At 50.5% G+C, this 26,335-nt stretch carries 27 protein-coding genes and 4 pseudogenes; 30 read left to right on the top strand and 1 reads right to left on the bottom strand.

All coding sequences use genetic code 11. From position 1 onward, the window contains the following. The first annotated feature begins 71 nt into the window (after positions 1-71). From DWZ16_RS14585 to DWZ16_RS14510, 18 genes and pseudogenes are all read left to right on the top strand, one after another. A pseudogene (locus DWZ16_RS14585) lies at positions 72-1,741 on the top strand (recombinase family protein). A 90-nt stretch (positions 1,742-1,831) separates the two neighbouring features. After that, positions 1,832-1,912: pseudogene (locus DWZ16_RS14580) on the top strand (Maff2 family protein); the annotation flags it as partial. Positions 1,913-1,923: 11 nt separating this feature from the next. Further along, on the top strand, positions 1,924-2,790 hold the full coding sequence (locus DWZ16_RS14575; RefSeq protein WP_014080220.1) for a VirB6/TrbL-like conjugal transfer protein, CD1112 family: 867 nt from the start codon (positions 1,924-1,926) through the stop codon (positions 2,788-2,790). Between the two features lie 15 nt (positions 2,791-2,805). Next, positions 2,806-3,537, top strand: coding sequence for a septation protein SpoVG family protein (locus tag DWZ16_RS14570; protein WP_118523116.1), 732 nt, complete (start codon positions 2,806-2,808; stop codon positions 3,535-3,537). Beyond that, positions 3,527-4,305 (top strand): annotated as a pseudogene (locus tag DWZ16_RS14565) (site-specific DNA-methyltransferase). Before DWZ16_RS14570 ends, DWZ16_RS14565 begins: the two are co-directional and overlap by 11 nt. A 17-nt stretch (positions 4,306-4,322) precedes the next feature. Beyond that, positions 4,323-4,877: an MT-A70 family methyltransferase gene (locus tag DWZ16_RS14560; RefSeq protein WP_117485093.1), complete on the top strand. Its 555-nt coding sequence runs from the start codon at positions 4,323-4,325 to the stop codon at positions 4,875-4,877. Between the two features lie 3 nt (positions 4,878-4,880). After that, on the top strand, positions 4,881-5,270 hold the full coding sequence (locus DWZ16_RS14555) for a PrgI family protein (protein WP_118523115.1): 390 nt from the start codon (positions 4,881-4,883) through the stop codon (positions 5,268-5,270). A gap of 46 nt (positions 5,271-5,316) precedes the next feature. Beyond that, positions 5,317-7,587, top strand: a complete 2,271-nt coding sequence (locus DWZ16_RS14550) for a VirB4-like conjugal transfer ATPase, CD1110 family (RefSeq protein ID WP_118523117.1) — start codon at positions 5,317-5,319, stop codon at positions 7,585-7,587. Continuing rightward, a pseudogene (locus DWZ16_RS14545) lies at positions 7,568-9,285 on the top strand (C40 family peptidase). Before DWZ16_RS14550 ends, DWZ16_RS14545 begins: the two are co-directional and overlap by 20 nt. Before the next feature lie 14 nt (positions 9,286-9,299). Beyond that, positions 9,300-9,551: a DUF4315 family protein gene (locus tag DWZ16_RS14540; protein WP_015563850.1), complete on the top strand. Its 252-nt coding sequence runs from the start codon at positions 9,300-9,302 to the stop codon at positions 9,549-9,551. A gap of 2 nt (positions 9,552-9,553) precedes the next feature. Beyond that, positions 9,554-10,303 (top strand): DUF4366 domain-containing protein, encoded by a 750-nt coding sequence (locus DWZ16_RS14535; RefSeq protein WP_118523114.1) that lies wholly within the window; start codon positions 9,554-9,556, stop codon positions 10,301-10,303. Next, positions 10,300-10,476, top strand: a complete 177-nt coding sequence (locus tag DWZ16_RS15610; RefSeq protein ID WP_014080211.1) for a hypothetical protein — start codon at positions 10,300-10,302, stop codon at positions 10,474-10,476. The genes DWZ16_RS14535 and DWZ16_RS15610 overlap by 4 nt, the downstream gene beginning before the upstream one ends. A gap of 4 nt (positions 10,477-10,480) precedes the next feature. Next, positions 10,481-10,834 carry a cysteine-rich VLP domain-containing protein gene (locus DWZ16_RS14530; RefSeq protein ID WP_118523113.1) on the top strand — a complete coding sequence of 118 codons (354 nt, stop codon included), beginning with the start codon at positions 10,481-10,483 and terminating at the stop codon, positions 10,832-10,834. A gap of 179 nt (positions 10,835-11,013) precedes the next feature. After that, positions 11,014-11,973, top strand: a complete 960-nt coding sequence (locus DWZ16_RS14525) for a hypothetical protein (RefSeq protein ID WP_118523112.1) — start codon at positions 11,014-11,016, stop codon at positions 11,971-11,973. 13 nt (positions 11,974-11,986) lie between these two features. Beyond that, entirely contained in the window at positions 11,987-12,571 is a 585-nt protein-coding gene (locus DWZ16_RS14520; RefSeq protein WP_003020359.1) for a hypothetical protein, read from the top strand. Between the two features lie 12 nt (positions 12,572-12,583). After that, positions 12,584-12,748, top strand: a complete 165-nt coding sequence (locus DWZ16_RS15605; protein ID WP_014080207.1) for a hypothetical protein — start codon at positions 12,584-12,586, stop codon at positions 12,746-12,748. Continuing rightward, complete coding sequence (gene mobC / locus DWZ16_RS14515) at positions 12,745-13,092, top strand: plasmid mobilization protein (RefSeq protein WP_118523111.1); 348 nt, start codon at positions 12,745-12,747, stop codon at positions 13,090-13,092. Before DWZ16_RS15605 ends, mobC begins: the two co-directional genes overlap by 4 nt. A 158-nt stretch (positions 13,093-13,250) precedes the next feature. Beyond that, positions 13,251-14,597: a relaxase/mobilization nuclease domain-containing protein gene (locus DWZ16_RS14510; protein ID WP_182427381.1), complete on the top strand. Its 1,347-nt coding sequence runs from the start codon at positions 13,251-13,253 to the stop codon at positions 14,595-14,597. A 204-nt stretch (positions 14,598-14,801) separates the two neighbouring features. On the opposite strand, the gene DWZ16_RS14505 is transcribed toward DWZ16_RS14510, so the two are convergent. Next, positions 14,802-15,158: a helix-turn-helix transcriptional regulator gene (locus DWZ16_RS14505; protein ID WP_025579572.1), complete on the bottom strand. Its 357-nt coding sequence runs from the start codon at positions 15,156-15,158 to the stop codon at positions 14,802-14,804. A gap of 199 nt (positions 15,159-15,357) precedes the next feature. Between DWZ16_RS14505 and DWZ16_RS14500 the strand changes: the two genes are divergently transcribed. The 12 genes from DWZ16_RS14500 to DWZ16_RS14445 form a co-directional block, all read left to right on the top strand. Further along, positions 15,358-16,029 carry a response regulator transcription factor gene (locus tag DWZ16_RS14500; protein ID WP_118523109.1) on the top strand — a complete coding sequence of 224 codons (672 nt, stop codon included), beginning with the start codon at positions 15,358-15,360 and terminating at the stop codon, positions 16,027-16,029. Continuing rightward, positions 16,013-17,428 carry a sensor histidine kinase gene (locus DWZ16_RS14495; RefSeq protein ID WP_117465012.1) on the top strand — a complete coding sequence of 472 codons (1,416 nt, stop codon included), beginning with the start codon at positions 16,013-16,015 and terminating at the stop codon, positions 17,426-17,428. The genes DWZ16_RS14500 and DWZ16_RS14495 overlap by 17 nt, the downstream gene beginning before the upstream one ends. A 133-nt stretch (positions 17,429-17,561) precedes the next feature. Next, positions 17,562-18,314 (top strand): hypothetical protein, encoded by a 753-nt coding sequence (locus DWZ16_RS14490; protein ID WP_147353431.1) that lies wholly within the window; start codon positions 17,562-17,564, stop codon positions 18,312-18,314. A gap of 51 nt (positions 18,315-18,365) precedes the next feature. Further along, positions 18,366-18,701 (top strand): DUF3221 domain-containing protein, encoded by a 336-nt coding sequence (locus DWZ16_RS14485; RefSeq protein WP_117500201.1) that lies wholly within the window; start codon positions 18,366-18,368, stop codon positions 18,699-18,701. A 473-nt stretch (positions 18,702-19,174) separates the two neighbouring features. Further along, positions 19,175-19,585, top strand: coding sequence for an RNA polymerase sigma factor (locus DWZ16_RS14480; RefSeq protein WP_117465015.1), 411 nt, complete (start codon positions 19,175-19,177; stop codon positions 19,583-19,585). A 433-nt stretch (positions 19,586-20,018) separates the two neighbouring features. Beyond that, positions 20,019-20,285, top strand: coding sequence for a DUF6870 family protein (locus DWZ16_RS14475; protein ID WP_054328128.1), 267 nt, complete (start codon positions 20,019-20,021; stop codon positions 20,283-20,285). A gap of 118 nt (positions 20,286-20,403) precedes the next feature. Next, on the top strand, positions 20,404-22,086 hold the full coding sequence (locus DWZ16_RS14470) for a recombinase family protein (protein ID WP_014080196.1): 1,683 nt from the start codon (positions 20,404-20,406) through the stop codon (positions 22,084-22,086). 47 nt (positions 22,087-22,133) lie between these two features. After that, positions 22,134-22,490 (top strand): TRAP transporter small permease, encoded by a 357-nt coding sequence (locus DWZ16_RS14465; RefSeq protein ID WP_118523107.1) that lies wholly within the window; start codon positions 22,134-22,136, stop codon positions 22,488-22,490. Beyond that, positions 22,487-23,815, top strand: coding sequence for a TRAP transporter large permease (locus DWZ16_RS14460; protein WP_022359989.1), 1,329 nt, complete (start codon positions 22,487-22,489; stop codon positions 23,813-23,815). The genes DWZ16_RS14465 and DWZ16_RS14460 overlap by 4 nt, the downstream gene beginning before the upstream one ends. Before the next feature lie 17 nt (positions 23,816-23,832). Next, positions 23,833-24,477: a cysteine hydrolase family protein gene (locus DWZ16_RS14455; RefSeq protein WP_022359990.1), complete on the top strand. Its 645-nt coding sequence runs from the start codon at positions 23,833-23,835 to the stop codon at positions 24,475-24,477. 479 nt (positions 24,478-24,956) lie between these two features. Beyond that, on the top strand, positions 24,957-25,910 hold the full coding sequence (locus tag DWZ16_RS14450) for an L-lactate dehydrogenase (protein ID WP_022359991.1): 954 nt from the start codon (positions 24,957-24,959) through the stop codon (positions 25,908-25,910). 283 nt (positions 25,911-26,193) lie between these two features. Next, positions 26,194-26,335, top strand: a 142-nt coding sequence (locus tag DWZ16_RS14445; protein WP_182427300.1) for a transposase, incomplete at its 3' end; no start/stop codon positions are given.

Raw genomic sequence — 26,335 nt, 5'->3', positions numbered from 1 at the left:
AAAAGAAAGATATAGGCTATAATGAAGATGAGGTTCAAAAGAGCCAGATACCGTCTGGATTGTGTGGGTAAATGGCTATGATGAACGAAATGGAATACAGAACAATCGGAAAGGCACTTGCCGGGGGCTATCGTGCAGCGGTCTATTGCAGGCTGTCAAAGGACGATGACCTGCAAGGCGAAAGTGCCAGTATCGCAAACCAGCGTGATATGCTGGAAAAATACTGCGAAAAGCAGGGATGGGAGGTTGTGGCAGTCTATCAGGACGATGGCTTTACAGGTCTTAACATGGAGCGTCCTGACTTACAGAGGATGTTAAAAGCCATTGAGCGGAAACAGATCAACCTTGTCATCACGAAAGACCTCAGCCGACTGGGGCGTAATTATCTGCAAACCGGGCATTTGATTGAGGACTTTTTCCCAAGAAACGGTGTCCGCTATATCGCCATGAATGACGGTATCGACACCCTGCGGGATAACAACGATATTGCCCCGTTCAAGAATATCCTGAACGAGATGTACAGCAAGGATATTTCAAAGAAAGTCCATTCCTCTTATCTTCTGAAAGCGCAGAAAGGACAGTTTACCGGGTGTCTTGCCCCGTTTGGGTATCGGAAAGACCCGGAGGACAAAAACCATCTGCTCATTGACGAGGAAACCGCCCCGATTGTGCGGCTGATTTTCGGATATGCCCTGAACGGTCATGGTCCGAACTATATCCGCAGACGGCTGGAAGAAGAAAAAATCCCCTGCCCCACATGGTGGAACCGGGAACGGGGGCTTCGCAATACCCGCACCAAATGGGAAAAGAAAGACCCGGAAAACGGGCGGTATATGTGGGACTTCTCCGTTATCAAAGACCTTTTGGTGAATCCCGTCTACACCGGGGCGATTGCTTCCCAGAAAAAAGACTACCGCTTCAAAATCGGCACGATTGGGGAAAAGAAGCCGGAGGACTGGATTGTAGTGGAGGAACAGCATGAACCGCTGATTGACCGCATGAGCTTTGACATTGTGCAGAACAAGCTGAAATCCCGCCAGCGTCCGGGGCAGACCAATGAAATCAGCCTGTTTGCCGGACTGATAAAATGCGGCGAGTGTGGGAAGTCACTGACGATACGCTACACAAACGCAAAACATCCCCAGCAGATTTACTCCTGCAAGACCTACAATGCCTTTGGAAAGAACCACTGCACCCAGCACCGGATTGACTATGACACCCTTTACAGCCATGTACTGCGGAAAATCCGGGAATGTGCCAGAGCTGCCTGATGGACGGAGAAGCGGTTGCTGACCGCCTGACCAATACCTGTGAAGCCGAGCAGCGGGAACAGCGGGAAGCAATGGAACGCTCCCTTACAAGGGACGAGGAACGGATTGAGGTTCTGGACAAAATGGTAATGCGGCTTTATGAGGATATGATTGCAGGGCGTATCAGTGAGCAGAACTTTAACACCATGCTGGAAAAGACACAGACCGAGCAGACGGAGCTTAAAACCAGAGTATCCGAGGGCAGAAAGCGGCTGTCCGATGAAGTCCAGCTTGCCAATGATGCAAAACAATGGGTGGAAGCCATTCAGGAATACGCCAACATCACAGAGTTGGACGCAGCCACCCTTAACCGCTTAATCAAAGAAATCGTCGTGCATGAGCGCATTGACGAAGATAAAACAAGACACATTTCTATCGAAATTCATTTTAATCTCAAACCCATCCCGGAGGTGGAACAGGTCACTGCCTGACCTGTCCCGCCGGGACGATTTTCTTAAAAACACCATATAGATTTTTTGTACGCCGCCGCCCACCATCGAGCAGAGTTTTACACCTAATTGGGGATAAAACAGCTCATGGCGGGTGGCGGCATCATCCTCATTGGCACCACGCTGATCCCTCTGCTGTCTGGCCTGTTTTAAGGTAGGCGCTTATGGATTTTCTCACCGACTGGCTCACAAACTGGCTCAAAGAGCTTCTGATTGGCGGGATCATGGGGAACCTTGAAGGTCTTTTTGATACTGTCAATACCCAAGTCGGAGAGATTGCGGCACAGGTAGGGACTACCCCGGCGGCGTGGCACGCCGGGGTTTTCTCCCTGATCCGACAGCTTTCCGAAACGGTGATCCTGCCGATTGCCGGAATGGTGCTGACCTTTGTTGCCACTTATGAGCTCATACAGATGCTTTTGGAAAAGAACAATATGCACGAGGTTGACGTTGCGAACCTCTATAAATGGATGTTCAAAACAGCCTGTGCAATTTTAATCCTGTCAAATACATTCAATATCGTCATGGCTGTGTTCGATGTGTCGCAGAGCGTTATCGCGCAGGCAGGCGGGCTGATTCAAGGCTCTACCGATGTTTCGGCGGATATGCTTGCCGAACTGGAAACCTCGCTGGAGGCGATGGACTTGGGGCCGCTTTTGGGGCTTTGGCTGCAATCTGCGCTCATTGGCTTCACGATGAAGGCGATGGGGATTATCATTTTCGTTTTGGTGTATGGCAGGATGCTGGAAATCTATCTGCTGACCAGTCTGGCCCCCATCCCCGTTGCTACGCTTTCCAACCGGGAGCTTGGCAGCACCGGGCAAAACTACATCAAGTCCCTGTTTGCCGTGGGCTTTCAAGGGCTGCTGATTCTTGTATGTGTTGCAATTTACGCGGTGCTCATTCAAGGCATCGCAACAAGCGGCGATCCCATCGGGGCGATTTGGGGAACTGTGGGCTACACGGTTTTGCTTTGCTTCATGCTCTTTAAGACCGGGAGCATTGCCCAGCGTATCTTTGGCGCTCATTAACAGGAGGAGGTGCTTATGCCGAGAAGATACGGGGCGGATGGAACGCGCTTATGGAATGGAAAAACGCCGGAGGAGTTTACTGAAGCGGACGCTTACCGCTTTATGGTGGAAACAGAGGCCGTCCTGCAAAGGAAAGAGCTGATGGACGATCCCGCCCAGCCTGCTCCGGCAAGCGGAAAGGAGGAATTTTATCTGAGTAAGAAGGACGATGTATTGCTGACCCCGGAGCAGATTGCTGCGGAGGAACGGCGCTGGCTGTTTGATGCTCCCATCGCGGAGCTTGCGGAAGTCAAGGGCGTTAGCATTGACGAGGCAGTAAAAATGCGGACGGATGCCATCTTGCAGGAGGCGGTTGTTCCGATCACGGTATCTGTCCGCCCGATTGAGCCGCAGGGAAAACTGATCGGCTTCGCCAGCGTCAATTTTGGCGGTGTGGTCATCGACGATTTTAAGGTTGTGGACGGGAAAAACGGAATTTTTCTCGGAGCTCCCTCTAAACCCGATCCTGCCAGCCGGACGGGATACCGGGCTACGGTTCGGATTCCTGACCGCGCCACACAGGAACGGATTAACACGGCTGGTGTGGAAGCGTATCATGCGGCGGTGGAACAGCTTGTTGCGCGGGCTCAGGCGATACGGCCTGCCCCGATCAAGGAGCAGATGGCCGAGGCTGCAAAGCAAGCGGGAAAAGAAAACGCTGCCCGGCCTGCGCCTGCCAAGGAAAAGGAGGCCCGTAATGACCGATAGCCGCACTTTGGGACAAAGTGTCCCGAAGGAGGGTTTGTTTCTCATTGATGGCATTGAGGGTCTGCGCTCCCTGCCCAAACATAGCGTGGATATGCTGTTGACTGATCCGCCTTACGGCACAACCCGGAATTATTGGGATGTGCCCCTGCCGCTCCCGGAGCTGTGGGAGGCGGTGAAATGGGCGGTCAAACCGAATGGCGCAGTGCTGTTTTTCGCACAGTGTCCCTTTGACAAGGTGCTGGGCGCATCCAACCTCGCCATGCTCCGCTATGAGTGGATTTGGTACAAAGAGCGCGGAACGGGCTTTCTCAATGCAAACCGGGCTCCACTGAAGAAGTCCGAGAACATCTTGGTGTTTTACCAGAAGTCCCCGGTCTACAATCCACAGTTTACTTACGGCAAGCCATATACCGTGTTCATTCCCGAAGCGGTACAAGCTCTAACTATGGGAAATTTGAACGGCAGGGCTCAGAGTCCAACGATGGCCGCCGCTATCCCGGAAATGTACTATTTGTGCCTACAGTGTCCGGCGGCATCCATCCCACACAGAAGCCCGTGGAGCTTTGTGAGTATCTGATCCGCACCTATACCCGCCCCGGCGAATTGGTCGCGGACATTTGCGCGGGCTCCGGCACAACCGCGATTGCAGCTATCAACACAGAACGTCGCTTTGTATGCTTTGAAACGGCCCCGGCCTTTTATGCCGCAGCCAGTGAGCGTATTCGTGCGGCGCAGGCAGTAAAAAGTTCTGGCGAGAAAGGAGTGTAATTATCCAGCAGTATTCTATCATTTACGCCGATCCCCCTTGGCGCTACTCGGCTAAGAAAGTACAGGGCGCGGCGGAAAACCATTATCCCACTATGAGCATTGAGGAGTTATGTGCGTTGCCTGTGGCTGATCTTGCAGCCCCGGACAGCGCACTCTTTTTATGGGCCACTTTCCCGCAGCTCCCGGAGGCGCTCCGGCTGATCGAGGCTTGGGGCTTCACCTACAAAAGCGTTGCTTTCGTCTGGCTGAAAAAGAACAAGAAGGCGGATAGCTGGTTTTACGGCCTTGGCTTCTGGACAAGGGGCAATGCAGAAATCTGCCTGCTGGCAACCAAGGGCCACCCGAAGCGGCAGGCTGCCAACATTCATCAATTTATCGTTTCCCCGATTGAGGCCCACAGCAAAAAGCCGGACGAGGCCCGCGACAAAATTATTTCCCTGATGGGCGATTTGCCCCGCGTGGAGCTCTTTGCCAGGCAGACCCCGCCCGGCTGGGCTGTATGGGGGAATGAAGTAACACCAACCATCCCGGACTTTGGGACACATTGTCCCGAAGTGCAGAAAGGAGTGTGATCTATGCCCTATGTAAACGTACCAAACGATTTATCCAAAATCAAAACAAAGATGGCTTTCAACCTCACCCGCCGCCAGCTTGTCTGCTTCGGCAGCGCGGGCGCGGTGGGGATTCCGGCCTATCTGCTGACCCGTGGCACCCTCGGCAATACCGGGGCGATGTTTCTCATGCTGGGAATTATGCTCCCGGCGTTCCTGCTGGCGATGTATGAAAAGGACGGCTTGCCCTTTGAAAAGGTTGTGCGAAACATCATCCGGGCCAAGTTTCTAAGGCCGGGGATCAGGGCCTACCGAACCGAAAACATTTATGCGCCCTTTGCCGGGCCGGGCGCTGGAAAGGAGGATGTGATTGAAAAACACAAAGAAGAAAAACGGAGCCGCCGCCAAGGGTAAAGGCCGGGCGACCCTGTCTGCTCAGCAGACAATCCCGTATCTGTCCATGCACCCGGACGGTGTGTGCAAGCTCCCGGGCGGGCTCTATACAAAAACCGTGGAATATGAGGACATCAATTACTCCGTGGCATCCACCGAGGATCAGACCGCCATATTCAGCGGATGGAGCTCATTCCTCAACCACTTTGACAGTTCGCTGCCGTTCCAGCTTTCCTTTATCAACCGCCGTTCTCATTCCCGCATCCGCTATCAGGTCAATATCCCGAAAGCGGATGACAACTATAACAGCGTCCGGGACGAGTTTACCGGGATGCTGAAAAATCAGATTGCCAAAAGCAATAACGGCATTGAACGCTCAAAATACATCACCTTTGGCATACCCGCCGAGGGGATTGCGGAGGCACGGCCCCGTCTGGAGCGTGTGGAGGCTGATGTCATGGGAAACTTTAAGCGGCTGGGCGTTCCCTCGGAGCCTATGGACGGGCGGGCCCGCCTTGCGCTGCTTCATAGCCAGATGCATCCGGGGAGCCGCGAGGCGTTCCGCTTTTCGTGGAAAGACATCCCGCAGACCGGGCTCGGCACAAAAGACTTTATTGCCCCGGACAGTCTCGACTTCCGCCAGTCCCGAACATTCCGTATCGGCCAGTATTGGGGCGCGGTGTCCTACTTGCAGATTATGGCATCAGAGCTTTCGGATAAGCTGCTGGCGGAAATCTTGGAGCTGGATGCAGAAATGACTGTGACCATGCACATTCAGACCGTGGATCAGCTCAAGGCAATCAAGACCATCAAGGGGAAAATCTCGGACATCGGAAAAATGAAAGTAGAGGAACAGAGAAAGGCTGTGCGCTCCGGCTATGACCCGGATATTCTTCCCCCTGACCTGATCACATTCAGCAAGGACGCAGCGGAGCTTTTGGCTGATTTGCAATCCCGCAATGAGCGAATGTTTCTGCTGACCTTTACGGTGGTAAACCTTGCCCCTACTCGCCAGCGGCTGGAAAACGATGTGTTTACCGTGGGCGGCATCGCGCAGAAATACAACTGCGCTCTGCGCCGTCTGGACTGGCAACAGGAACAGGGATTTGTTTCTTCGCTGGCCCTTGGTTACAACGAGGTAGAAATCCAGCGCGGTATGACAACCAGCTCCACAGCCATCTTTATCCCCTTTATGACAAGGGAGCTCCGCATGGCGGGGCAGGCCCTCTACTATGGCATGAACGCACTTTCTCACAATGTCATCATGGCTGACCGCAAAAAGCTGAAGTCGGCAAACGGGATGTATTTGGGTTCTACGGGCTCCGGCAAGAGCTTTGCTGCAAAGCGTGAGCTCTTGAATGTGTTTCTCACCATCCCGCAGGATCGGATCATCGTGGTTGACCCGATGGGCGAATACGCTCCGCTGGTGCGAAGGCTGGGCGGCCAGGTGATCGAGATTGCCCCGGACAGCCCGCACCACCTCAATCCGATGGATGTGGAGCTCAATATGGCCGCCGGAGAAAGCCCGCTTTCCATGAAGGCGGATTTTCTTTTGTCCCTATGCGAGCTGGTGGTCGGCGGCAAGGAAGGCTTGCAGCCCATTGAAAAGACGGTCATTGACCGCTGTGTGCGTTTGGTGTACCGGGAACAGGCGCTCGGACTGGAAACTGCAAAAACACCGCTGTTGCAGGATTTGTACGAAGAGCTCTTACGCCAGCCGGAGCCCGAAGCCCGGCGCGTGGCAACTGCCTTAGAGCTTTATTGCACAGGCTCCCTCAATCTCTTTAACCATCCTACCAACGTCAAGACGGACAGCCGTGTGGTGTGCATCGTTCTGAAAAACATGGGCGAAAACCTTAGAAAGATTGCAATGCACATCACAAATGAGTTTGTTTCGCAGGCGGTGGATCAGAACTTCCACGAGGGTGCGGCGACTTGGTGCTACTTTGACGAGTTTCATATCCTGCTCCGCGATCCGCTGACAGCCAGCTACTTTGTGGCAGTCTGGAAAATGCTGCGTAAAAAAGGATGTGTGCCGTCTGCTTTGACGCAGAACGTCAAAGACCTTTTGGCCAGCCGGGAAATTGAGAACATTCTGGACAACACGGATTTTATGATTCTGCTTTCGCAGGCGCAGAGTGACCGCACCATTCTGGCAAAACAGCTCGGCATTTCCGAGCACCAGCTTTCCTATATCACACACAGCAATTCCGGCGAGGGCCTGTTGTTCTATGGAAATGTGACCATCCCGTTTGTGGATCGGTTCCCTCGCGGAGAAATCTATGACCTGCTGACTACCCGCCCGGAGGATATGAAGAATGAAACGAAAAACGAATAAGGCCAAGGAGGAGGCTTGGTCGCAGACCGCCCACGCCCCTGACGGGGAGCAGCCCGGGCCGGAGGCTTCCGACACTTCGGGACAAAGTGTCCCAAAGTCCAAGTTCCGCAAAAAGAGCCAGCAGGAACAGGCTGCGGCGGCAAAGCTCCGTATGGAGTCCCAAGGCGAAAAGCTGGAACAGGCCCGGGAGAAGCTGGCAAAGCAAAAGCCGCCGAAAAAGCCTGGCCCGGTAAAACGCATAGGCCGTGTTGCCAGTGGTTCCGTTCACAGCTTCGTGCATGGCAAGATTTTTGAAGTGGAACAGGAAAATGTCGGCACAGAAGGCGCACACCGTTCTGAGCTTGTGGGAGAAACCGCGCTGCGGCACGGCTCCCGCTTTGTGCGCCGTAAAGTCCGGGAACATCCGGCAAAAGTGGTACGCAAGGCCGAGGCCCGCTATACCAAATACACGGCGGACTACCATTTTCACACCGCCGCACAGGAGCACCCGGAGCTGACGAAAAATGCCCTTACCCGCTACTGGCAAAAGCAACGGCTTCGCAGGCAATACCGCAAGCAGGCAAAGGAGGCTGCAAAGCAGGGCGCGGCTGCGGCTGGGAAAACTGCCACAGCCGCAGAACACCTGACCGCCCGGGCAGTGGAATTTGTCAAAAGTCATCCCGCAGGTGCCGTGGTTGCGGTGCTCTGTGTGTTACTCCTGTTTGCTATGCAGTCCTGTTCCTCTACCATGCTTATGCTGGGGAACGCCGGGGCCGGTGCATTAGGGGCCAGCACCTATCCTTGCGAGGATCGGGATATGCTGGCGCCGAAGCTGCCTACTGTGCGCTGGAAGATGATTTGCAGCATTATCTGGACACCTATGAAAGCACCCATGACTATGACGAATACCACTTCGATCTGGACGAAATCGAACATGACCCCTATGTGCTGCTTTCTCTTTTGTGTGCGCTCCATGAGGGGCAATGGACAATAGACGAAGTACAGGGAACGCTGCAAATGCTGTTTGACCGCCAGTATATTCTCACGGAGGATGTAGTGGTGGAAACCCGGTATCGCACGGAAACCGACACATGGACGGACGAGGATGGCAACTCCCATACGGACACCTATCAGGTGCCTTACGATTATTACATCTGTACGGTCACGCTGGAAAATTTTGATTTGTCCCATGTGCCTGTATACGTTATGGGTGAGGATCAGCTTTCCCGGTATGCCATCTATATGGCAACGCTGGGAAACCGTCCTGACCTGTTTCCGGATTCTCCCTATGTGAACAAGTACATTACCGGGAAACCCGGTGATTACGAAGTGCCCGGAGAATATCTGGACGATGAAACCTTTGCCGCGATGCTTGCCGAGGCGCAGAAATATATCGGCTATCCCTATGTGTGGGGCGGCAGTTCTCCTGCCACTTCCTTTGATTGCTCGGGGTACGTTTCGTGGGTCATCAATCACTCCGGCTGGAATGTGGGCAGGCTGGGAGCCCAGGGGCTCTATAACATCTGTACGCCGACCAGTTCTCCCAAACCCGGTGATCTGGTGTTCTTCAAAGGCACCTATGACACGCCGGGCGTGAGCCATTGCGGGATTTATGTCGGTGATGGAAAAATGCTGCATTGCGGAGATCCCATCGGCTACGCAAATTTGAATACAAGCTACTGGCAATCTCATTTTTACGCCTACGGGCGTTTACCGTGACAGGAGGTTTTGAAATGGCAACTACCAAAAGCATGAAAATTCAGGCCGAGATTGATAAGGTCAAGGCCAAAATCAGTGAACAGCAGGCCCGGCTCAAGGAGCTGGAGCAGAAAAAGCTGGAGGCGGAAAACAGCGAGATCGTGGACATTGTGCGCGGTATGAGCATTTCCCTTACGGAGCTCCCGCTGCTGTTTGAAAAGCTGAAGGACGGAGGTACTTTGGGACAAAGTGTCCCGAAGTCCGAAGAAGAAAAGGAGGAAAACTGAATATGAAACACTTTCGTATGTTGGCGGCGGGGCTTTGCTCCGCCGTTCTTTTATGCGGCTTTGCAATCCCGGCCTATGCCTATTCGGACGGCGGGAATGAGGAACCGCCTGTTGTGGAAGAAACTCCGACCCCGGAGCCAGCGCCTACCATTAACCCGGGCGAGGGCTTTTCGGAGGATGGAAACCTTGTGACCTGCGATCTGCTCTACGATGCTGCAACCAACAAACAGTTCATCACGGTGGAAACCAGCGGCGGCAACACCTTTTACATTGTCATTGACTATGACAAGCCTGTGGACGAGGACGGCGAACAGTATCACACCTACTTTTTGAACATGGTGGATGAAGCCGATCTGCTGGCAGCACTGGAGGCCGCTGGCGGAGAACTTCCGGCCTGCTCCTGCACAGAAAAATGTGCGCCCGGAGCCATCCATACGGATTGCGAGGTCTGCGCGGTCAACATGACCGAGTGTGCTGGCACAGCTCCCGAACCCGCTCCGGTGACGGAACCTGCGGAGGAGCCGGAACCCGAGCCCCAGCAGAAAAGTAATACCGGGACGCTTCTGCTGATTTTGGCAGTGGCTGTTCTGGGCGGCGGTGCAGGCTGGTACTTGAAAATCTACCGCCCGAAGCACGAAAAAGCTGCTGTACCCGAAGAAGATTACAGTGAGGAACTGGCTGATTATGACGATTCCGAGGACGATGGGCCGCCTTGGGACGAGGACGATACCGAAAGCGAGGATAATGAATGAGATTTACCAACAACCCCTATGAGGGATTTATGAAAGAAAAAAGCTACTTTAAGGGTGTGCCGCCCAGCCTGCCGCCGAAGGGCTCCCGTTGTGACGGCTGCCCTTACTGGCGCGGGATCGGCTGCGTGTTCTGCTACCGGGAGCAGCTCAAACCACCGGGCAACGGGAGGTGATGCTGTGGGCCGAGAACTGACCCGGACAGAAAAAGCGGCAATCCGCAGGCTGGTGTCAAAATGGTATGCCAACTATGACCGGGACTGCGGCTGCCTGCCGCTGGATTGCGAGTGCTATATGTTTGGGAAATGCTGGACGGGGGCTTATTGCCGCTACTTCCGCGAGGCAGTTCTGCCCCTTGATCCGGCGCTGGAGGCTGCGTTGCTGACAGAGGGGCCAAGGCCGGATTTCAAGGCTTGCCCGGTATGTGGCAGAGCCGTGGCTCCTGATGGACGGCAAACCTATTGTTCGGCGGCCTGTGCAAAGGCGGCACACCGCAGACAGCAGCGGGAATATATGCGAAAAAAGCGGGGCTGATGTGTTGACAATTAGGACACCCCAAACCCGCCTGTGACAAGGCTTTTTAAGGCCCTTTTCTGCGGGAGGCGTATGTTTCTACGTCCGCCCCTGTTTCCGTGAGATACTGTCAACATTTTAGCTGCCGGAACTTTGGGACAAATTGTCCCAAAGTTCCGGCTTTTGTGGAAGGAGGTACTATGCCGAAATATTATCCGATCAATGAAGAAGCCGCAAAGCGGGCAAAAGATATGAACAGCTTTTCTGACTATCAGCCGGGCTCCGCTACGGCGGGCTACCGGGCAATGGTCGATGAAGCGTATGCAGCGGCGGAACGCCAGAAAGCGCGTGTCGATCCCATGTACCACGATAAGATTGACGCTCTGGTGGATCGCTATGCCCGGAAACTTGCGGAAAATCTGAATGAACGCAATGTGATTGATGCCCGGGTGCCCTCTATTCTGATCTCTGGGGGCGGTAATTTCCCTGTGGCAAAAAAGCACAAGCAGAACGCCGCCCGGGATCGCAACTATGGAGAGTATGCGGAGATTTCAAAGCTGCTTGATAAAATCCGCTCTGTTGGTATGGGCGGGATCAGCGCAGACGATGATCTGGCCGTGGAAAAGCTGACAAAAAAGCTGGAGGGGCTGGAGTCCCAGCAGGCCACCATGAAGGCGGTCAATGCGTATTTTCGGAAACACAAAACGCTGGACGGCTGCCCGGAGCTTACGCCGGAGCAGGCAGAAAAGCTCAAAGCAGATATGGCGCAGTCATGGCACTTGGATAAAAGCAAGCCGTATCCCGCCTATCTGCTTTCCAACAACAACGCCAACATCCGCCGTGTACGACAGCGCATTGAGGAACTGAGCAGCCGCTCCGAGTTTGCTGGCTGGACATTCCCCGGAGGCAAGGCCAAAATCAACGAGGCTGAAAACCGTTTGCAGCTTATTTTCGAGGAAAAGCCCGATGCCGATCAGCGGCAGGAACTGAAAAGCAACGGCTTTAAGTGGGCTCCCAGCCAAGGGGCATGGCAGCGGCAGCTTAACCAGAACGCTATCCGTGCTGCGGCCCGGATAGACTTTCTGCGACCCGAGGACGGTACAAGCCCCTATCAGCTCCAGCCGTTTGTGAAAAGAGAAAATAAAGAAATGTCTCGATGATGGGAGGTGTACTATGGACAAAAATCAAGGCTATGCTATTTTGAAGGCGGTCATGCTGGAAAATGGACGAGGATTTGCATTGGGCGAACATCCCACCGCGCCATCCCGCTATGTCACATGGGCCTGCTATGATGACAAGGACGGCCAGCGGCAGTATGAATGGGGTCACTATGGAAATGACCGCACCGCGATGGAACAGGATTTCACAGACCGGGTGCAGGACTATCAGCGTATTTATAACGTCGGGATCAGGCAGACCGAGGCTCCCGGCCTTTACAAGTATTATTCGACCCAGCGGCCTGTGGACATCGGGACATTCCCGAAGCCGCCTTATAACAAGCCGGATGAAATCTTCAATTACGATCAGCGCATCCCGGTGGAAAATGGCTCGTTCTTGGCTTGGGGCTATCTTACCTATACCCGCCCGCTAACGGAAAAACAGGCATCCGACTATGAGCTGCGTCCTGCGCCTGATAATCCCGACAGGCCCCGTCCGATTGCCGAGCAGATGAAAAATGCGGCAAAGTTGGCGGAGGCAGATCGCGGCTCGGAGGCTCCGGCTCCCCAACGGAGGCAGCCTGACCGTGGCGATAGATAAGGAGGTGCGTATATGGAAAAGAAACGTGAACAGGAATTGTCTGTACTGGAGGTGCTGCGCCTGCACCGTGAATTTCATTTGCCGCACCCTGTTCCGGCAGACGAACAGGAAAAGCCGCTGGATAAGGTAAAGGAGCCGCCCCGCGCCTGCCGCAGCCGGGAGCGTGAGGAGCGATGACAAAGAAACGCCGCCGTCCGATCCATCTTCATGTGATGGTGTCGGAGGCGGAGCAGGCTCTGATTCAAGAACGTATGGCGGAGGCTGGCATCCGTAATATGGGAGCCTATATGCGGAAAATGGCCCTGAGTGGGTATGTGCTTCATGTTGACCTTTCGCCTGTTCGTGAGCTGGTTTCGCTCCAGCGGCGCTGCTCCAACAATCTGAACCAAGTGGCAATTCAAGCCAACACCTACGGCGCGATTTATCCCGAAGAACTCGCGGCCTTGCAGCGGGACTATGCCGCTTTGTGGGAGCCGCTGTCTGATCTCTTGAAACAGCTCTCCGCGCTGGTAGAGCTCTGACCCATCCGGGGAGTGGTTGATACCGCTCCCCGGCTTTTTCTACTTCGGGACAAAGTGTCCCAAAGCAAAAATACTGTTTGCCGGAAGGAGGGATTTTTACGGCGACCACCTACATCCGCCCTTATAAAACAGCGGCGGGAAAAAGTGCAATTCAAACGATGGAGGATCGTTTCACCTATGGCCTGAACCCGGAAAAGCTGGGAGCCGTATCTTCTTATCTCTGCGATCCGAACACGGCTCCCGCCGAGTTTCTTCTGGTAAAAAGTCAATACCTTGCAGAGACAGGCCGGGCCGTATCTCGCGGGGCACTGTTCTTTCAGATCCGGCAGGCGTTTCTGCCCGGGGAGGTTACGGCGGAAGAAGCAAACCGTATCGGTTATGAAACGGCGATGCGCTGGACAAAGGGAAAGTATCAGTTCTTCGTCTGTACGCATACCGATAAGGCCCATATCCACAATCACATTTATTTTAATGCAACGGCCTTTGACCGCTCCCGGAAATTTCATAATTTTATTGGTTCGTCCTTTGCCCTGCGGCGGCTCTCTGACCGCGTGTGCATTGAACATGAATTGTCTGTCATTCAAAATCCGCGCCAGCACAGCAAGGGCCGCTTTCTTCACTATGGCCAGTGGATCGGAGAAAAGCCACCCTCTGCCAAGCAGCGGGTGCGGCTGGCTGTTCTCGCCGCTTTGGAGAAAAAGCCCACGGACTTTGCCGACTTTCTTCGTCTCATGGAGGAGTCCGGCTTTGCGGTGAAACATGGGCGGGGCGGTGTCATCTCATTCCTTGCACCCGGGCAGGAAAAACCGACCCGGCTCCGGGCTTCTACACTTGGAGTTGGATTTGACCCGGAGGACATCAAGGCGGTAATTGCCGGGGAACGTCCACTCCCCGAACTGCCCGAGGAGCCCACGGTTCCGCCACGGCGAGTTAATCTCATCATCGACATTCAAGAGCGTATGGCCCAGGGCAAGGGCCCGGCCTATGAACGATGGGCCAAGGTCTACAACCTAAAACAAATGGCCGCCGCGCTCCAGTATTTGCAGGAGCATCATCTGACAGACTATGCGGCACTGACGGCCAGCACCGAGGCTGCGGTGGATCACTTTCACAAGCTGTCTGACGAGCTCCGCACAACGGAGGAGGCTCTTTCCAAAACCTCGGAGCTGATGGCTGCCACGGTGGACTATGCCAAGACCCGCCCGGTATTCGATGGGTACAAGGCTGCGCGGTACAGCAAAAAGTATCTGGCCCAGCATGAAGCAGAGCTTGCCACTTACCGGGCGGCAAAAGATACCATGAACACCATACTGAACGGCGCAAAGCTCCCTAAGATTGAAGCACTAAAAAAATCCCGCCGTGAGCTGGCGGGACAGAAAAAAGAACTTTATGCAGAATACCGGGAGGCCCAGCGGCAAATGCGGGAGGCCGTGGCAATAAAAGCGAACATTGATCATCTGCTCGGCATAACAGACGAGCGTGAAAATAAGGCCCAGGAACGATAGTGACGGGCCGCAGACTACGGTGCAGCGCACCGGAACTTTGGGACAATTTGTCCCGAAGTACAGCGGGTTTGGGGAGCTCCCCAACAAGCATTTTTGCGGGCCCTGCGCCCTGCAAAAATTTCGGAGTGTGGCCACACCCGAATTGCTTGCCATTTAGCGGCACCCCCGAAAAGCCCCCTAAAAACGAGAAAAACGAGGCCCTTTTTACTTGACCTCCGTTTCTCTGGCTTTTTGTAGTCCCTCTGCTGTGGCCTCCATGACCGTCAATTCCTTTTCGTCCATTGTATTGAGCAGCCTGTCAATATGTTGGCGGCAGTCGCTTTCGCCGTTCTGCCTGTCAGGATAAAAGAACTGGTCTACGGAAATATCCAACAGGGTGACGATTTGGTAAAAGGTGTTCAGGCTTGGATGCTGGCCCCGGTTCTCAAAATACATGATGGAACGAGGGGTACGGTCTACGAGCTGTGCAAGGTATTCCTGTGTCCAGCCTTTCGCCTCTCTCTTGCGCTTGATCTCCCGGCCTAATGCGTGGAAGTCAAGCCGTCTGGTGTCTTGGTACATTCTCATATCACCCCTATATTATTTTACATTTCGGGTTTGACTATGAGAACGAAACACAATTTTATGTTTTGGTAGTATTTTATTGCCCGTCGGCAAGGTTGCCGATGTTACACGGACAAGGTATAATAACAGAAAGAAAATTTGAAAACTACACTTTAATCACAAAAATCTATGATACGCTATCTTTGGAGGTGTTATTATGCAAAGGATTTTAGTCGTTGAGGACGATTTTGATATTCAAGAACTTTTACAGAATTTTTTGCAAGAAGCAGGATATGAAGTGGCTACTGCAAATGATGGCATCGAGGCACTATCTTTGTTTTCGGGGCAACGATATGACTTGATTATATTGGACATTTTGCTTCCCAAAATTGACGGTTATGGTGTCTGTGAGTTGATACGAAAGCAATCGGATGTTCCCATTATTATGCTGACTGCATTGAGCGGTGAGGAAGATCAAATCAGGGGATTGGATTTGCAGGTGGATGACTATATTACAAAGCCTTTTTCTATGCCAATCTTACTTCGCAAAATTGCAGCTGTACTTCGGCGTAGCAAGCGGGGAGAAGATGAAAAGCCTCAAATCATCACTTATGGCAATTTACTTTTGAACTGTGATAGTTATGCCGCCACCGTGGATGGATCTGATTTTGAACTGACGCAAAAAGAGTTTGAAATATTGCGGGAACTGCTGACCCATCAAGGCCGGATATTGACCCGCCAGAACTTATTATATAAGCTGTGGCGATTTGATTTTTATGGGGATGAGCGAGTTGTTGATACCCATATCAAAAACTTACGCAAGAAGCTGGGGATAGATTTCATTCAAACGATCAGAGGGGTGGGATATAAAGTTGATAAAGAAAATTAAAGGCAGTCTGTTTATAAAAGTTTTTATCACTACTGCTATCCTATTGACAGGGGTGAGCTTTCTGGTTTACTTGATTTTAGCTTGGTACACCCCGAAAACATATTCTAATACCCTTAATGCAACATTAGATGAACAAACAAAAATATTCATTTCAGAAATATCGCAAATGCCCATGGAAGAAACAGGGGGTATTTTTGATAACTTTCTTGATTATCAGAATGTAGACCGAATGGAACTGTTTGAAGAAAATGGTAATAGAATAAATCTTCCAACGGAACGAAGTGCTGATAATGATGTTGTTATAGAAACAAAGGCTTGGGGAAATGAAGATAATAATGCACCTATTATATCCAATAGTTATACGGTTTCATTTCTTGGCAAAAATACAAACTACACTTTAGTTGTTTATGGAGCGGCGGGGCAAGTAGCAGAACTGCAAAGAGCATTTCAAAAAGTGTTTCCGTTACTTGCATTTATAGTGTTTTGCGTATCACTGGTTACTGGTTGGATTTTTTCACACCTTATTACTAAACCCGTACTGAAAATAAGCCGTATTTCTAAAGAAATGTCCGAATTACAATTTGAATGGCAATTAGATGAACAACGGACTGACGAACTGGGAATATTGGCAAAGAGCCTTAACTATTTATCGCAGAAGCTCAATGTAACTTTGAATGACTTACAGGCAGCAAATAGAAAACTGGAACTTGATATAGAACATGAAAAGGCATTAGAACAAGCTCGCACGAATTTCTTTTCAGCGGTGTCTCACGAATTGAAAACGCCTATCACGATTATCAAAGGGCAATTAGAGGGCATGCTCCTTGGTATTGGACCCTATAAAGACCATGAAAGATACTTGACAAGGTCGCTGGAAATTACAAACACGCTTGAAACAATGGTGCAAGATATATTGACAATTTCGCGGTTAGAAACTGCGGGGGCCGATTTCAAGAAAGACCACTTGGATTGTGTGCAAATTATCAAAGCCTATCTGAACGAAACAGCGGATTTGATTGCAGAAAAAGATTTACAAATACACCTTGATATACTGCCATCTGCTTTCATAAACGGAAATAAGATGTTGGTAGAAAAGGTTTTTTCAAATCTAATTGGAAACGCAATCAAGTATTCCCCACAAAGAGCGGATATTTGGATTTCCGTACTTATGAAACATGAGCAGATAGTATTTTCTGTTGAAAATGCAGGGGTGCATATACCAGAAAATAGTATTCCCAGATTGTTTGATGCGTTCTATCGCGTGGAGCAGTCAAGAAGCCGAAAGACTGGAGGAAGTGGACTTGGACTGTATATTGTGCAGGAAATACTACACCAGTATGGAAGTGAATGTACGGTTTGCAATACGCAAGCTGGGGTAAAGTTCTCTTTTATAATTTGAAAGATATGGAAAAGCGGTGGGTAATCAACCCGCCGCTTTTCAACTACACATAAATCACAAACTAATCCCAAATGTATCACAAAAGGTAGTGGTATCCTTTATATATATTCAAAGAAAGGATGGTGTTTATTTTATGAGCACAAAAAAACTACTTACATTAGCTCTCGGAAGTGCATTGCTTGTGGGGGGGGTAGCTGGGTGTAGTTCATCAGTGAATATTCCTTCCGATAACAACACTACGAAAAATGTTTCCTATCAGGCACAAACCGTTTCTGATACGGAAAATGCGGCGAACGATTCTACTACAGCAGAACTGCCTGGTGGAAGTGTGGACTACTCCATATATGAACCTTACGGCTTGAGCTATGATCAGGAGAATTATTATTTTACCTATAATGGGAATGTAGTGAGATTTTTTAATGACCCCATAGCTGGAGCGAGTTTCACGAATTTCTTTTCTGGAACGGTGGATATTGAGGCAGACCGGGACGAAGAAAATAACCTTGTTGGTATTAAAGAGTGTTCCAAAGAAAATTATGACCGTCATACCCAAAAGCATAATAACTTTAATCCCACTGATACATCATTGATTACTGTACAAAAGGGAGAATCTACTCCCCAACTTTGGCTTAAAGACTATGCAGACTATGGCATTACCTACAACGAGCAGAGCGGCGGTTGGTATTATAATAATCAGAGAATTAAGATATTATTGGACAGTGAACAGGCTGTTGTTTACACTGATGAAGAAAATGGAGTATGTGTTACTATTTCAAGGGATGGCAACCATCAAATTTCAGAAATTAAAGAAATATCTGAAACAGATGCACAATCACTCATGCTAAAGAATAATCCTATTGGAGAAGATTACACCTCGCAGGAATAATTTCTGCTTTCATAATCAGCCGAGCGATGGCAAAAGACGGAGGTGACCTGTATGAAAAAGATTCTATCACTCATTTTAACATTGTTTTGTGTATTAAGTCTTGTTGGCTGTGGGCGTTCTATGGACGACATCATAAAGAATGAGTCCAGCATTACCGGCGTTGTGGAAGAAGTTTATAACAACTCCATACTTATTTCCATCCAGACAGACGCTTACCCTTACGGAGCATATTGCGATGTTTCTTTGGATGCAGAGAACAAAGATGACATGGTTGATTTCAACATTGGTGATGAAGTCATTGTCTATTACGATGGTAACATTGCAGAGAGCTATCCATTACAGATCAATACGGTGTATGCGATTTCTTTGAAAGATCCAGCTAACTGAAGTAAAAATAAGCGTTTTCCAGTTCTGGTACTTGTAGCGTAATTCAAGAGTAAAGACTGCCGCACGACGGCAAAAGAAAAAAAGCCGTCGTACAGCAGCCTATCAATACGCCTATTTGAAACGGCGGCTCAATTTTCAGAGCCGCCGTTTCTCTTTGGATATTCAGTAACCCCACGGCGGCCCATAGGAGGGTGTCGCCGTGTCCATCTTACTTTCTCACAATTCCCATGACCTTCACCAGCTAAAAAAAGCATAGCTCCCCCTCCGGGACAGTCTGGCTATGAAGGTACAATATATCAGTACAATTATGATAATGCAATTTCATGCGTCTGCATAGCGTCTTGCTGTGCGGGCGCTTTTTTGTACTTCGAGACAAATTGTCCCGAGGTGCGGGGCGGCTCCCCGGGGTGCCGCTCCCCGCCGAGCCCCGTTTCGGTCACTCATCCACCCAACACCGAAACGGAGGTTTATTTATGACTACAATCAATCTGAAGGATTTTTATTATTGGTACACACAGGATCAGTTTATCGAGGTTTCTGACGAGGTAGCCGAAGTATTTGTGTCCGATGCCCGGCACGAAATGGCCTACCAGCGGCGGCTCTCCCGGCATAAGGCGCAGTATTCTCTGGACTGCGATGACGGGATCGAATATTCCGCCTGCCTGCATGAGCCAACGCCCCAGGAGCTTCTGGAGCGCATGGAGCTGTTCATCCGTCTGTGGAACGCACTCAACTCTTTACCGGAGATCCAGGGCCGCAGGATTGATGCCCACATCATTCTCGGAAAGAGCATCAAGGAAATTGCCGAGGCCGAGGGCGTACACGAGGAGTCTGTCCGCCAGTCGATCAAGCGTGGCCTTGAGCGCATGAAAAAAACTTTTTGATTTTTTCATTTTCCCCACTTGGAAATGATGAAAAAAATGTCTCGGTTTATGAAAGAAGATATTCTTCTTTCCGCAGATAAACAGCGGCGGCCCCGGGCATAGTCCGAGGAGCCGGACGGCGGGTGCGCTGTGATTTTTTCTTTGGAAGAATGAGCGAACAACGCCAACGCCGCAACTGGGCTGGGCCAAGCCACGGCCACGATCCGGCATAGGACAGGCTGGCCGCCTGTCTCCCCAGCTGCCCTCTTATCTGCGAGGGAACGCCGCTCTGAGTATGGTTGTCTTTGGACAGGGCAAGAAAATGGGAGCGGCGTTCTCTATTTTATACTTACATGGAGTGAGACAAGAGGGCAGCATCGTTTAGGTGCTGCCCTCTTGCGTTTCCCCACGATATGCGGGAGGCGTATCCTATTTTTGATAAGGAGGTTTTACCGTGAGATTAACGGCAAAGGAACTGGAACAAATGAAAAGCGTTGACATCGGCGCAGTGGCTCCCGAGTCCCTGCCGGATGTGAGCGGTATGGCCTTTGACACCTCTCTCCCCCGGGAGGAGCGGATCGCTCTGTTTTTGCAGGCGGTAGAAAATCCATACTGCTTTTGCATCGGTGGGATCGGTGTAAAGATTGAATTTGCGGAAAGCGGGCCGTCCTTGCAGGACACACTGACGGACTTCCTGCTCCGGCAAAAAAGCGGGCTGTAACTTCGGTTACAGCTCGTTTTGCTTCTTCGAGACAAAGTGTCCCGAAGTGGAGGCATCCTTGTTGTCCTCCCCGGACAGAGTTATAATATAAGTGTAATGTGATAGGGAAGGAGGAACAATGGCACGAGCAAAAAACAGAGGGTATCAGCAGAGTTTCTCTCCCTCTTACACAATCCGCCGCTGGCGGCTGGGCATCTATATCCGGCTTTCAAAGGAAGATTTGAAAAAAGGAAAAGACGATAGCAACAGCGTAAAGAACCAGCGTGACCTACTGAACGATTTTTACCGACGCAACATTGACGAGTTTGAAAGCATCACGGAATATGTGGATGATGGTCATACTGGAACGGACGCCAACCGTGAAGATTTTCAACGGCTCTTGGCGGATGTCATGAGTGGTAAAATCAACTGCGTTATAGTAAAAGACCTGTCCCGCTTCGCACGAAATTATAGCGATGCCGGAAGTTTGATCGATAACCTGTTTGTTCAAATGGGTGTTCGCTTTATCAGCCTTGCTGAGAATGTGGACAGCTACAAGAACCCCGACAGCGTTTCAAATATCATCGTTCCCATTACAAACGTGATGAACGATAATTACTGCTATCAGACTTCCAAAAAGATCCGGCAGGTATTTGATTACAAACGGCGCAACGGCCAGTATATCGGAGCATTTGCTCCTTACGGCTATGTAAAGCACCCAAAGGACAAGCACAGGCTGATTGTTGATCCAGATGCTGCTGAAAATGTCAAACTCATTTTTACAATGCTTATTCAAGGGTCATCAAAACGTGCTATCGCGCTGTACCTGAACGAACACGGCGTACCGAGCCCCTCGGCTTACAAGGTACAAAAGGGCTTGCCTGTTTCGACAAGAGGGTATGACGATCCTATGTGGGGAGTCCGCATGATCCACTCCATTCTTACCAATCCGACCTACACCGGGGATTTAGCCCAAGGCCGAAGCCGGGTGAAAAGCTACAAGGTACACCAGATTGAAGCTGTTCCACGCGAGGAATGGGTGGAAGTGGCTGGAACGCATGAGGCCATTATCGACTATGAAACTTTCGACAAGGTACAGGCTCTCTTACAGCGTGATACCCGTACTTCCCCGAAAGGCCGTGAGGTACATTTATTCAGCGGCTTTCTGAAATGTGCCGATTGCGGGCGGGCCATTACCCGATGCGTTGGCAAGAACAACAATGTATATTATTCTTGCTCAACCTACAAGAACCGTTCCCGGACAGCCTGCACCATGCACTCAATCAAGCATGAACGGCTGGAGGCTGCTGTTTTGTTCGCTGTACAGCATCAGGTACATTTGGCTGTTTCCTACTCGGAAATCGTCACGCAGATCAATTCCGCTCCAATCAAAAAAAGCCAGTCTTACCGACTGGACGATCTGATAGCTGCAAAAGAGCGGGAACTGACAAAGATAACACGCTACAAGCAATCTCTTTATCAGGACTGGAAAGACGGTGAAATCACCCAGCAGGAATACCGGGATATGAAGGCTGACTATGAACGGCAGACTTCTGATATTTCCGCGGTGCTTACCCGGCTGAACGCTGAACGCGCAGAACTGGCAAACGGTGTGGACAACGAGCATCCTGCACTGGTAGCCTTTATGAAGTATCAGAACATTGAAGCCCTCAACCGTGAAATCTTGGTTGAACTTGTGGACTATATCAAGGTCTATGAAAACGGCAATATCAGCGTGAAATTCAAATTTGCTGACGAGCTCCGCAAGATTGCCGAGTACATTGAAATCAACACTACGGAAGATACCGCAGTAGCGGGCTAACCCCCGCTACAAACCCCTTTGACAGTGTGTTTTCCTAATAGGCGCTAATCATATGTTTTCTGGAGATTCCGTATGTAGCAGTTAAGGGAGCCCATGTCCGGACAACTATGCTGTATGATAAGGTCGGTGTAAAGGGAAAACATGTGATCGATATTGTAGCAGCGCTGATTGGTGTTTTGGTGTATGCATTTATTATCCGGGCAAGCTGGGGAAATCTGTTAAATGCAATTTCGATTCATGAAGCGGAGATAGCCGGATCGGTCCGTATCACAACGGTTCCGGGGCGTTTTTCCATTATATTCGGTTCCGCGCTGATGATTCTGGAATTTATCAACCAGATTATAAAGTATACGTATGAATTAGTTACAGGAAAAAGCTTTGCAGAAGGGGGGAAGGCAGAATGAGTACAGGAGCAGTAGCAGCACTTTCACTGATTCTTTTGCTGGCGCTGATTTTCTTTGGTGTTCATCTGAGCACATCCCTGATGTTTACCAGTGTGCTCAGTGTATTCCTTTTCACGGGACGTTTTTCAACAGCGATGAACGTGCTAAGCCAGTCGGCGTGGGGCGCGGTCCGGCAGTATATGTTCGGCGTTATTCCGCTGTTTGTCTTGATGGGACTTCTGGCGAACTTATCCGGCGCCAGCCAGGATTTGTATGATTCAGCCAGCCTTTTATTAAAGAAAGTCCGGGGCGGCGTCGGAATCGCGACGGTTATCGCCAATGCGATTTTCGCAGCTATCACAGGTGTTACGGTTGCGTCAGCGGCTGTTTTTACGAAAATTGCACTTCCGCAGATGCTTCGTCTGAAATATAACCGTAAGATCGCGCTGGGAACGATCTCTGGCTCTGCGATCTTAGGTATGTTGATTCCTCCGAGTCTTCTGATGATTGTCTACGGCTCGCAGGCGGACGTATCGATCGGCAAGTTGTTTGTGGCGGCGGTTATGCCGGGTATTCTGATGACGATCGCATTTATCATCGTCATTTTGACGGTCGCACATATCAAACCGGATTATATTCCGGAGGTAGAGGAGCTGACTGAGTATGAAAAAGAAAATTTCTGGAAAATTGTGCTGCGTCCGTGGCCGATTGTTCTTCTGATTATCATCTCCCTCGGAGGTATCTGGTGTGGATTCTTCACTCCGACGGAAGCAGGCGGAGTCGGTGCGTTCGGCGCTTTCCTGATTGTGATTTTCCGGAAGCGATTCAACCGCAAGGAGTTCTGGGAGACGCTTTTATCGGCAGGTTCAACCTCCGGCAGCGTCCTGATTCTTCTGGTATCGGCATCCACATATTCCAAGACGTTGTCCATGTGCGGTGTCATCAATGTACTCCGGGATCTGGTAGAAGGTTTCAGCATCCCGCCGATCGGAATCGTTTTATTATTTATCCTGATTCTGATGGTACTGGGATGTATCCTGGATTCTACTTCGATTCTGCTTTTAACGACGCCTCTGATGTGCCCGATTATGGCAGATTTAGGCTATGACTTAGTATGGTTCGGTCTGGTTATGATCATTGCGATTGAAACCGGTATGATTACGCCTCCGTTTGGCATGAACGTATTTACCGTTAAATCGTCCCTGTACGGAATGGATGGCATGGAGGGGATCACAGTCAACGAGATTTTCGCCGGTTCGATGTGGTTTTTGGCAGCGATCATTATTGTCGATTTGATTTGTATTTTCATTCCGCAGATTGTATTATTCCTGCCGAATGCGATGTAATAGGAAAGGAGAAGTGTATGGCACAGATTAAGATTCCGAAAGAGAAAGTTGCGATTGTTTTGATTGAACCGCAGAATGACTTCTTGTCCGAGGGCGGAACGATGTACGCCCACATCAAGGAGCAGCTCGCCGAGCGTCATGTCATCGCCAATCTTCAGGATTTACTGGAGAAGGCGCGAGGTCAGGTGGCAAAAATCTTTTACTGCCCGTTCCATCCGTTTGATCCGGGATTTCCAGAGCTGAAAAAGGGTGGTCCGGCGTGTGAGGGTCTGCGTGGAATCGAGATGGATATGGAAGCAGACTGGGGAACCGGCGCATGGTTGCGCGGCACACCGGGACCGGAGATTATCAAAGAATTGACTCCGCAGCCGGGTGATGTGGTGGTTGAAGGCAAGAAAACGCTAGACGCGTTCCATTCGACTGGTTTGGACTATTATCTGCGGGCAAATGAGATCGAGTATGTAGCATTTACTGGTTTCCATACCGACTGGTGTGTAGAGTCATCGGCGCGTTCGGCGTATGATAAGGGCTACCGTGTCATCGTTATCAACGACTGCACCGCGACCGATACGCAGGAAGAGCAGGATTTCTGTGAAAAATGGATTTTCCCGAAGATTGGAAAAGTCATGAACCATGAGGAATTTCTGGAGGCGCTGGAGTAGCCAGAATGTGAGCGTGGCAGAGCTTTGAAATAAAAAAACGAAAACATCCCACGGGATTGCCGGAAGTAGCAGTTTCGTGGGACTTTTTTTGTCTATCGATGAAAATGTTGATTTTACATGTTTTTATTCAATTTTACATAAATAAGATAGTTACGAAGAACTCTGCCTGTTGTGATGCAAAGTGAAAATAGATTTCGGCAGAATCGAAGCAGCGGGACTGTACGGAAAAATACATGATGGAAACGCCTCTTTGTTGGTAGATCACATTGTCGTCGGATGATCAGAAAGTGTTGTAGTTTCTATTTTCGTTGTTAAAACAACTGAAAAAATGTCCCAAAGCATGTATACTCCTTCTTGTAAGCGGCACAATACATATGAATGGCAGGAGAGACTAGAGGCATGCTTGTCCATATGCAGAGAGTGGATGCTAGAAATATGGACATGCAGTATAAGCCGGAGAAAAAAGGAGAAATGAGCGTATGAGCAGAGAGGTAAATCCAAGAAAAGCGGCAGTCATCGGGTGCGGATTTGTGGGTTCAGCAACGGCATTTACACTGATGCAGAGCCGGTTGTTTTCGGAGCTGGTTCTTTTGGATGTTAATATGGAAAAGGCGGACGGCGAGGCGAAGGATATCGCGCACGGGATTCCGTTTGCGGGGCAGATGAAGATTTATGCAGGTACCTATGACGATGCGGCGGATGCGGCGATCATCATTATCACGGCGGGGGCGAACCAGAAGCCGGGGGAGACGCGGCTTGACCTGGTGCAGAAGAATACGGCAATTTATCAGAGTATCATCCCGGAGATTGTAAAACGCGATTTTGGCGGGATTCTGCTGATCGTATCGAATCCGGTAGATATTTTGACGTATGTGGCATTGAAACTGAGCGGGCTGCCGGAGAACCGGGTGCTCGGTTCGGGTACGGTGCTTGACACGGCACGGCTTAAATATGCGCTGGGCGAACACCTGGGCGTGGACAGCCGGAGTGTACATTCGTTTATCATCGGTGAGCACGGGGACAGCGAGATCGCGGCATGGAGCAGTACGAATGTATCGGGCATTCCGCTGAACGATTTCTGCGAGATGCGCGGGCATTTTAACCACGATGCGGCGATGGACGCGATCGCGGAGAAGGTCAAAAACAGTGCTTACGAGATTATTTCGAAAAAACAGGCGACGTATTACGGAATTGCGATGTCGGTAAAACGTATCTGCGAGTGTATCGTCCGCAATGAGCGCTCGATTCTGCCGGTGTCTGCGATGATGCACGGGGAGTACGGCATCGAAGACATCACGCTGAGTATGCCGGCGATCGTGGGAATCGGGGGTGTGGAGACGCATGTGCCGATTGCATTGAGTGAGGAAGAGGCGGAGAAGCTGGTGGAGTCGGCTAAGAAACTGAAAGAGGTAGCGAAAGGGCTGATAGAATGATGCCAGATGGCTGCCGTACATTGGCACGGCAGCCCATCTGAACCAATCGGTTTTACTATAAAATTCTTTTCTATCAGTAAAGGTCATCTTTTAGGACAATAAGCGGGAATCCTCGGCAATTCAATTACCGAGATGAAAGCGCAGGAGTGTGCATATCTGCACAATGCAAATAGTATAATAATTCTCATCCTTTGATGGTAATGCCGTAACCGGCATACAATAAAAACGAAAATATGTTCGAATAATAATTGCGTATTACACTTCAATATGATATACTATATGTATGAAAGGAAATCTGATACATTATAGAACTTGCGTGTGTAATATTAACTACCATATGGTTTGGTCGGTGAAATACAGACGGAAGATATTAACCCCAGAAGTTGAGAAATACCTACAGGAACTCGTGCAGCAGATAGCTGACG

The organism is Clostridium sp. AF29-8BH (assembly GCF_003478145.1).
GTDB classification, from domain to species: Bacteria; Bacillota; Clostridia; order Lachnospirales; family Lachnospiraceae; genus Otoolea; species Otoolea fessa.
Note: the sequence above shows the minus strand (reverse complement) of the source record. Positions and strands in the feature narration are given on the sequence as shown.

Excerpts from the sequence above, each read along its gene's own strand:
- DWZ16_RS14575 (WP_014080220.1), top strand. The coding sequence starts at position 1,924 with ATGGATTTTCTCACCGACTGGCTCACAAACTGGCTCAAAGAGCTTCTG.
- DWZ16_RS14570 (WP_118523116.1), top strand. The coding sequence starts at position 2,806 with ATGCCGAGAAGATACGGGGCGGATGGAACGCGCTTATGGAATGGAAAA.
- DWZ16_RS14555 (WP_118523115.1), top strand. The coding sequence starts at position 4,881 with ATGCCCTATGTAAACGTACCAAACGATTTATCCAAAATCAAAACAAAG.
- DWZ16_RS14550 (WP_118523117.1), top strand. The coding sequence starts at position 5,317 with ATGCACCCGGACGGTGTGTGCAAGCTCCCGGGCGGGCTCTATACAAAA.
- DWZ16_RS14540 (WP_015563850.1), top strand. The coding sequence starts at position 9,300 with ATGGCAACTACCAAAAGCATGAAAATTCAGGCCGAGATTGATAAGGTC.
- DWZ16_RS14535 (WP_118523114.1), top strand. The coding sequence starts at position 9,554 with ATGAAACACTTTCGTATGTTGGCGGCGGGGCTTTGCTCCGCCGTTCTT.
- DWZ16_RS15610 (WP_014080211.1), top strand. The coding sequence starts at position 10,300 with ATGAGATTTACCAACAACCCCTATGAGGGATTTATGAAAGAAAAAAGC.
- DWZ16_RS14525 (WP_118523112.1), top strand. The coding sequence starts at position 11,014 with ATGCCGAAATATTATCCGATCAATGAAGAAGCCGCAAAGCGGGCAAAA.
- DWZ16_RS14520 (WP_003020359.1), top strand. The coding sequence starts at position 11,987 with ATGGACAAAAATCAAGGCTATGCTATTTTGAAGGCGGTCATGCTGGAA.
- DWZ16_RS15605 (WP_014080207.1), top strand. The coding sequence starts at position 12,584 with ATGGAAAAGAAACGTGAACAGGAATTGTCTGTACTGGAGGTGCTGCGC.
- mobC (WP_118523111.1), top strand. The coding sequence starts at position 12,745 with ATGACAAAGAAACGCCGCCGTCCGATCCATCTTCATGTGATGGTGTCG.
- DWZ16_RS14510 (WP_182427381.1), top strand. The coding sequence starts at position 13,251 with ATGGAGGATCGTTTCACCTATGGCCTGAACCCGGAAAAGCTGGGAGCC.
- DWZ16_RS14505 (WP_025579572.1), bottom strand. The coding sequence starts at position 15,158 with ATGTACCAAGACACCAGACGGCTTGACTTCCACGCATTAGGCCGGGAG.
- DWZ16_RS14500 (WP_118523109.1), top strand. The coding sequence starts at position 15,358 with ATGCAAAGGATTTTAGTCGTTGAGGACGATTTTGATATTCAAGAACTT.
- DWZ16_RS14490 (WP_147353431.1), top strand. The coding sequence starts at position 17,562 with ATGAGCACAAAAAAACTACTTACATTAGCTCTCGGAAGTGCATTGCTT.
- DWZ16_RS14485 (WP_117500201.1), top strand. The coding sequence starts at position 18,366 with ATGAAAAAGATTCTATCACTCATTTTAACATTGTTTTGTGTATTAAGT.
- DWZ16_RS14480 (WP_117465015.1), top strand. The coding sequence starts at position 19,175 with ATGACTACAATCAATCTGAAGGATTTTTATTATTGGTACACACAGGAT.
- DWZ16_RS14470 (WP_014080196.1), top strand. The coding sequence starts at position 20,404 with ATGGCACGAGCAAAAAACAGAGGGTATCAGCAGAGTTTCTCTCCCTCT.
- DWZ16_RS14460 (WP_022359989.1), top strand. The coding sequence starts at position 22,487 with ATGAGTACAGGAGCAGTAGCAGCACTTTCACTGATTCTTTTGCTGGCG.
- DWZ16_RS14455 (WP_022359990.1), top strand. The coding sequence starts at position 23,833 with ATGGCACAGATTAAGATTCCGAAAGAGAAAGTTGCGATTGTTTTGATT.
- DWZ16_RS14450 (WP_022359991.1), top strand. The coding sequence starts at position 24,957 with ATGAGCAGAGAGGTAAATCCAAGAAAAGCGGCAGTCATCGGGTGCGGA.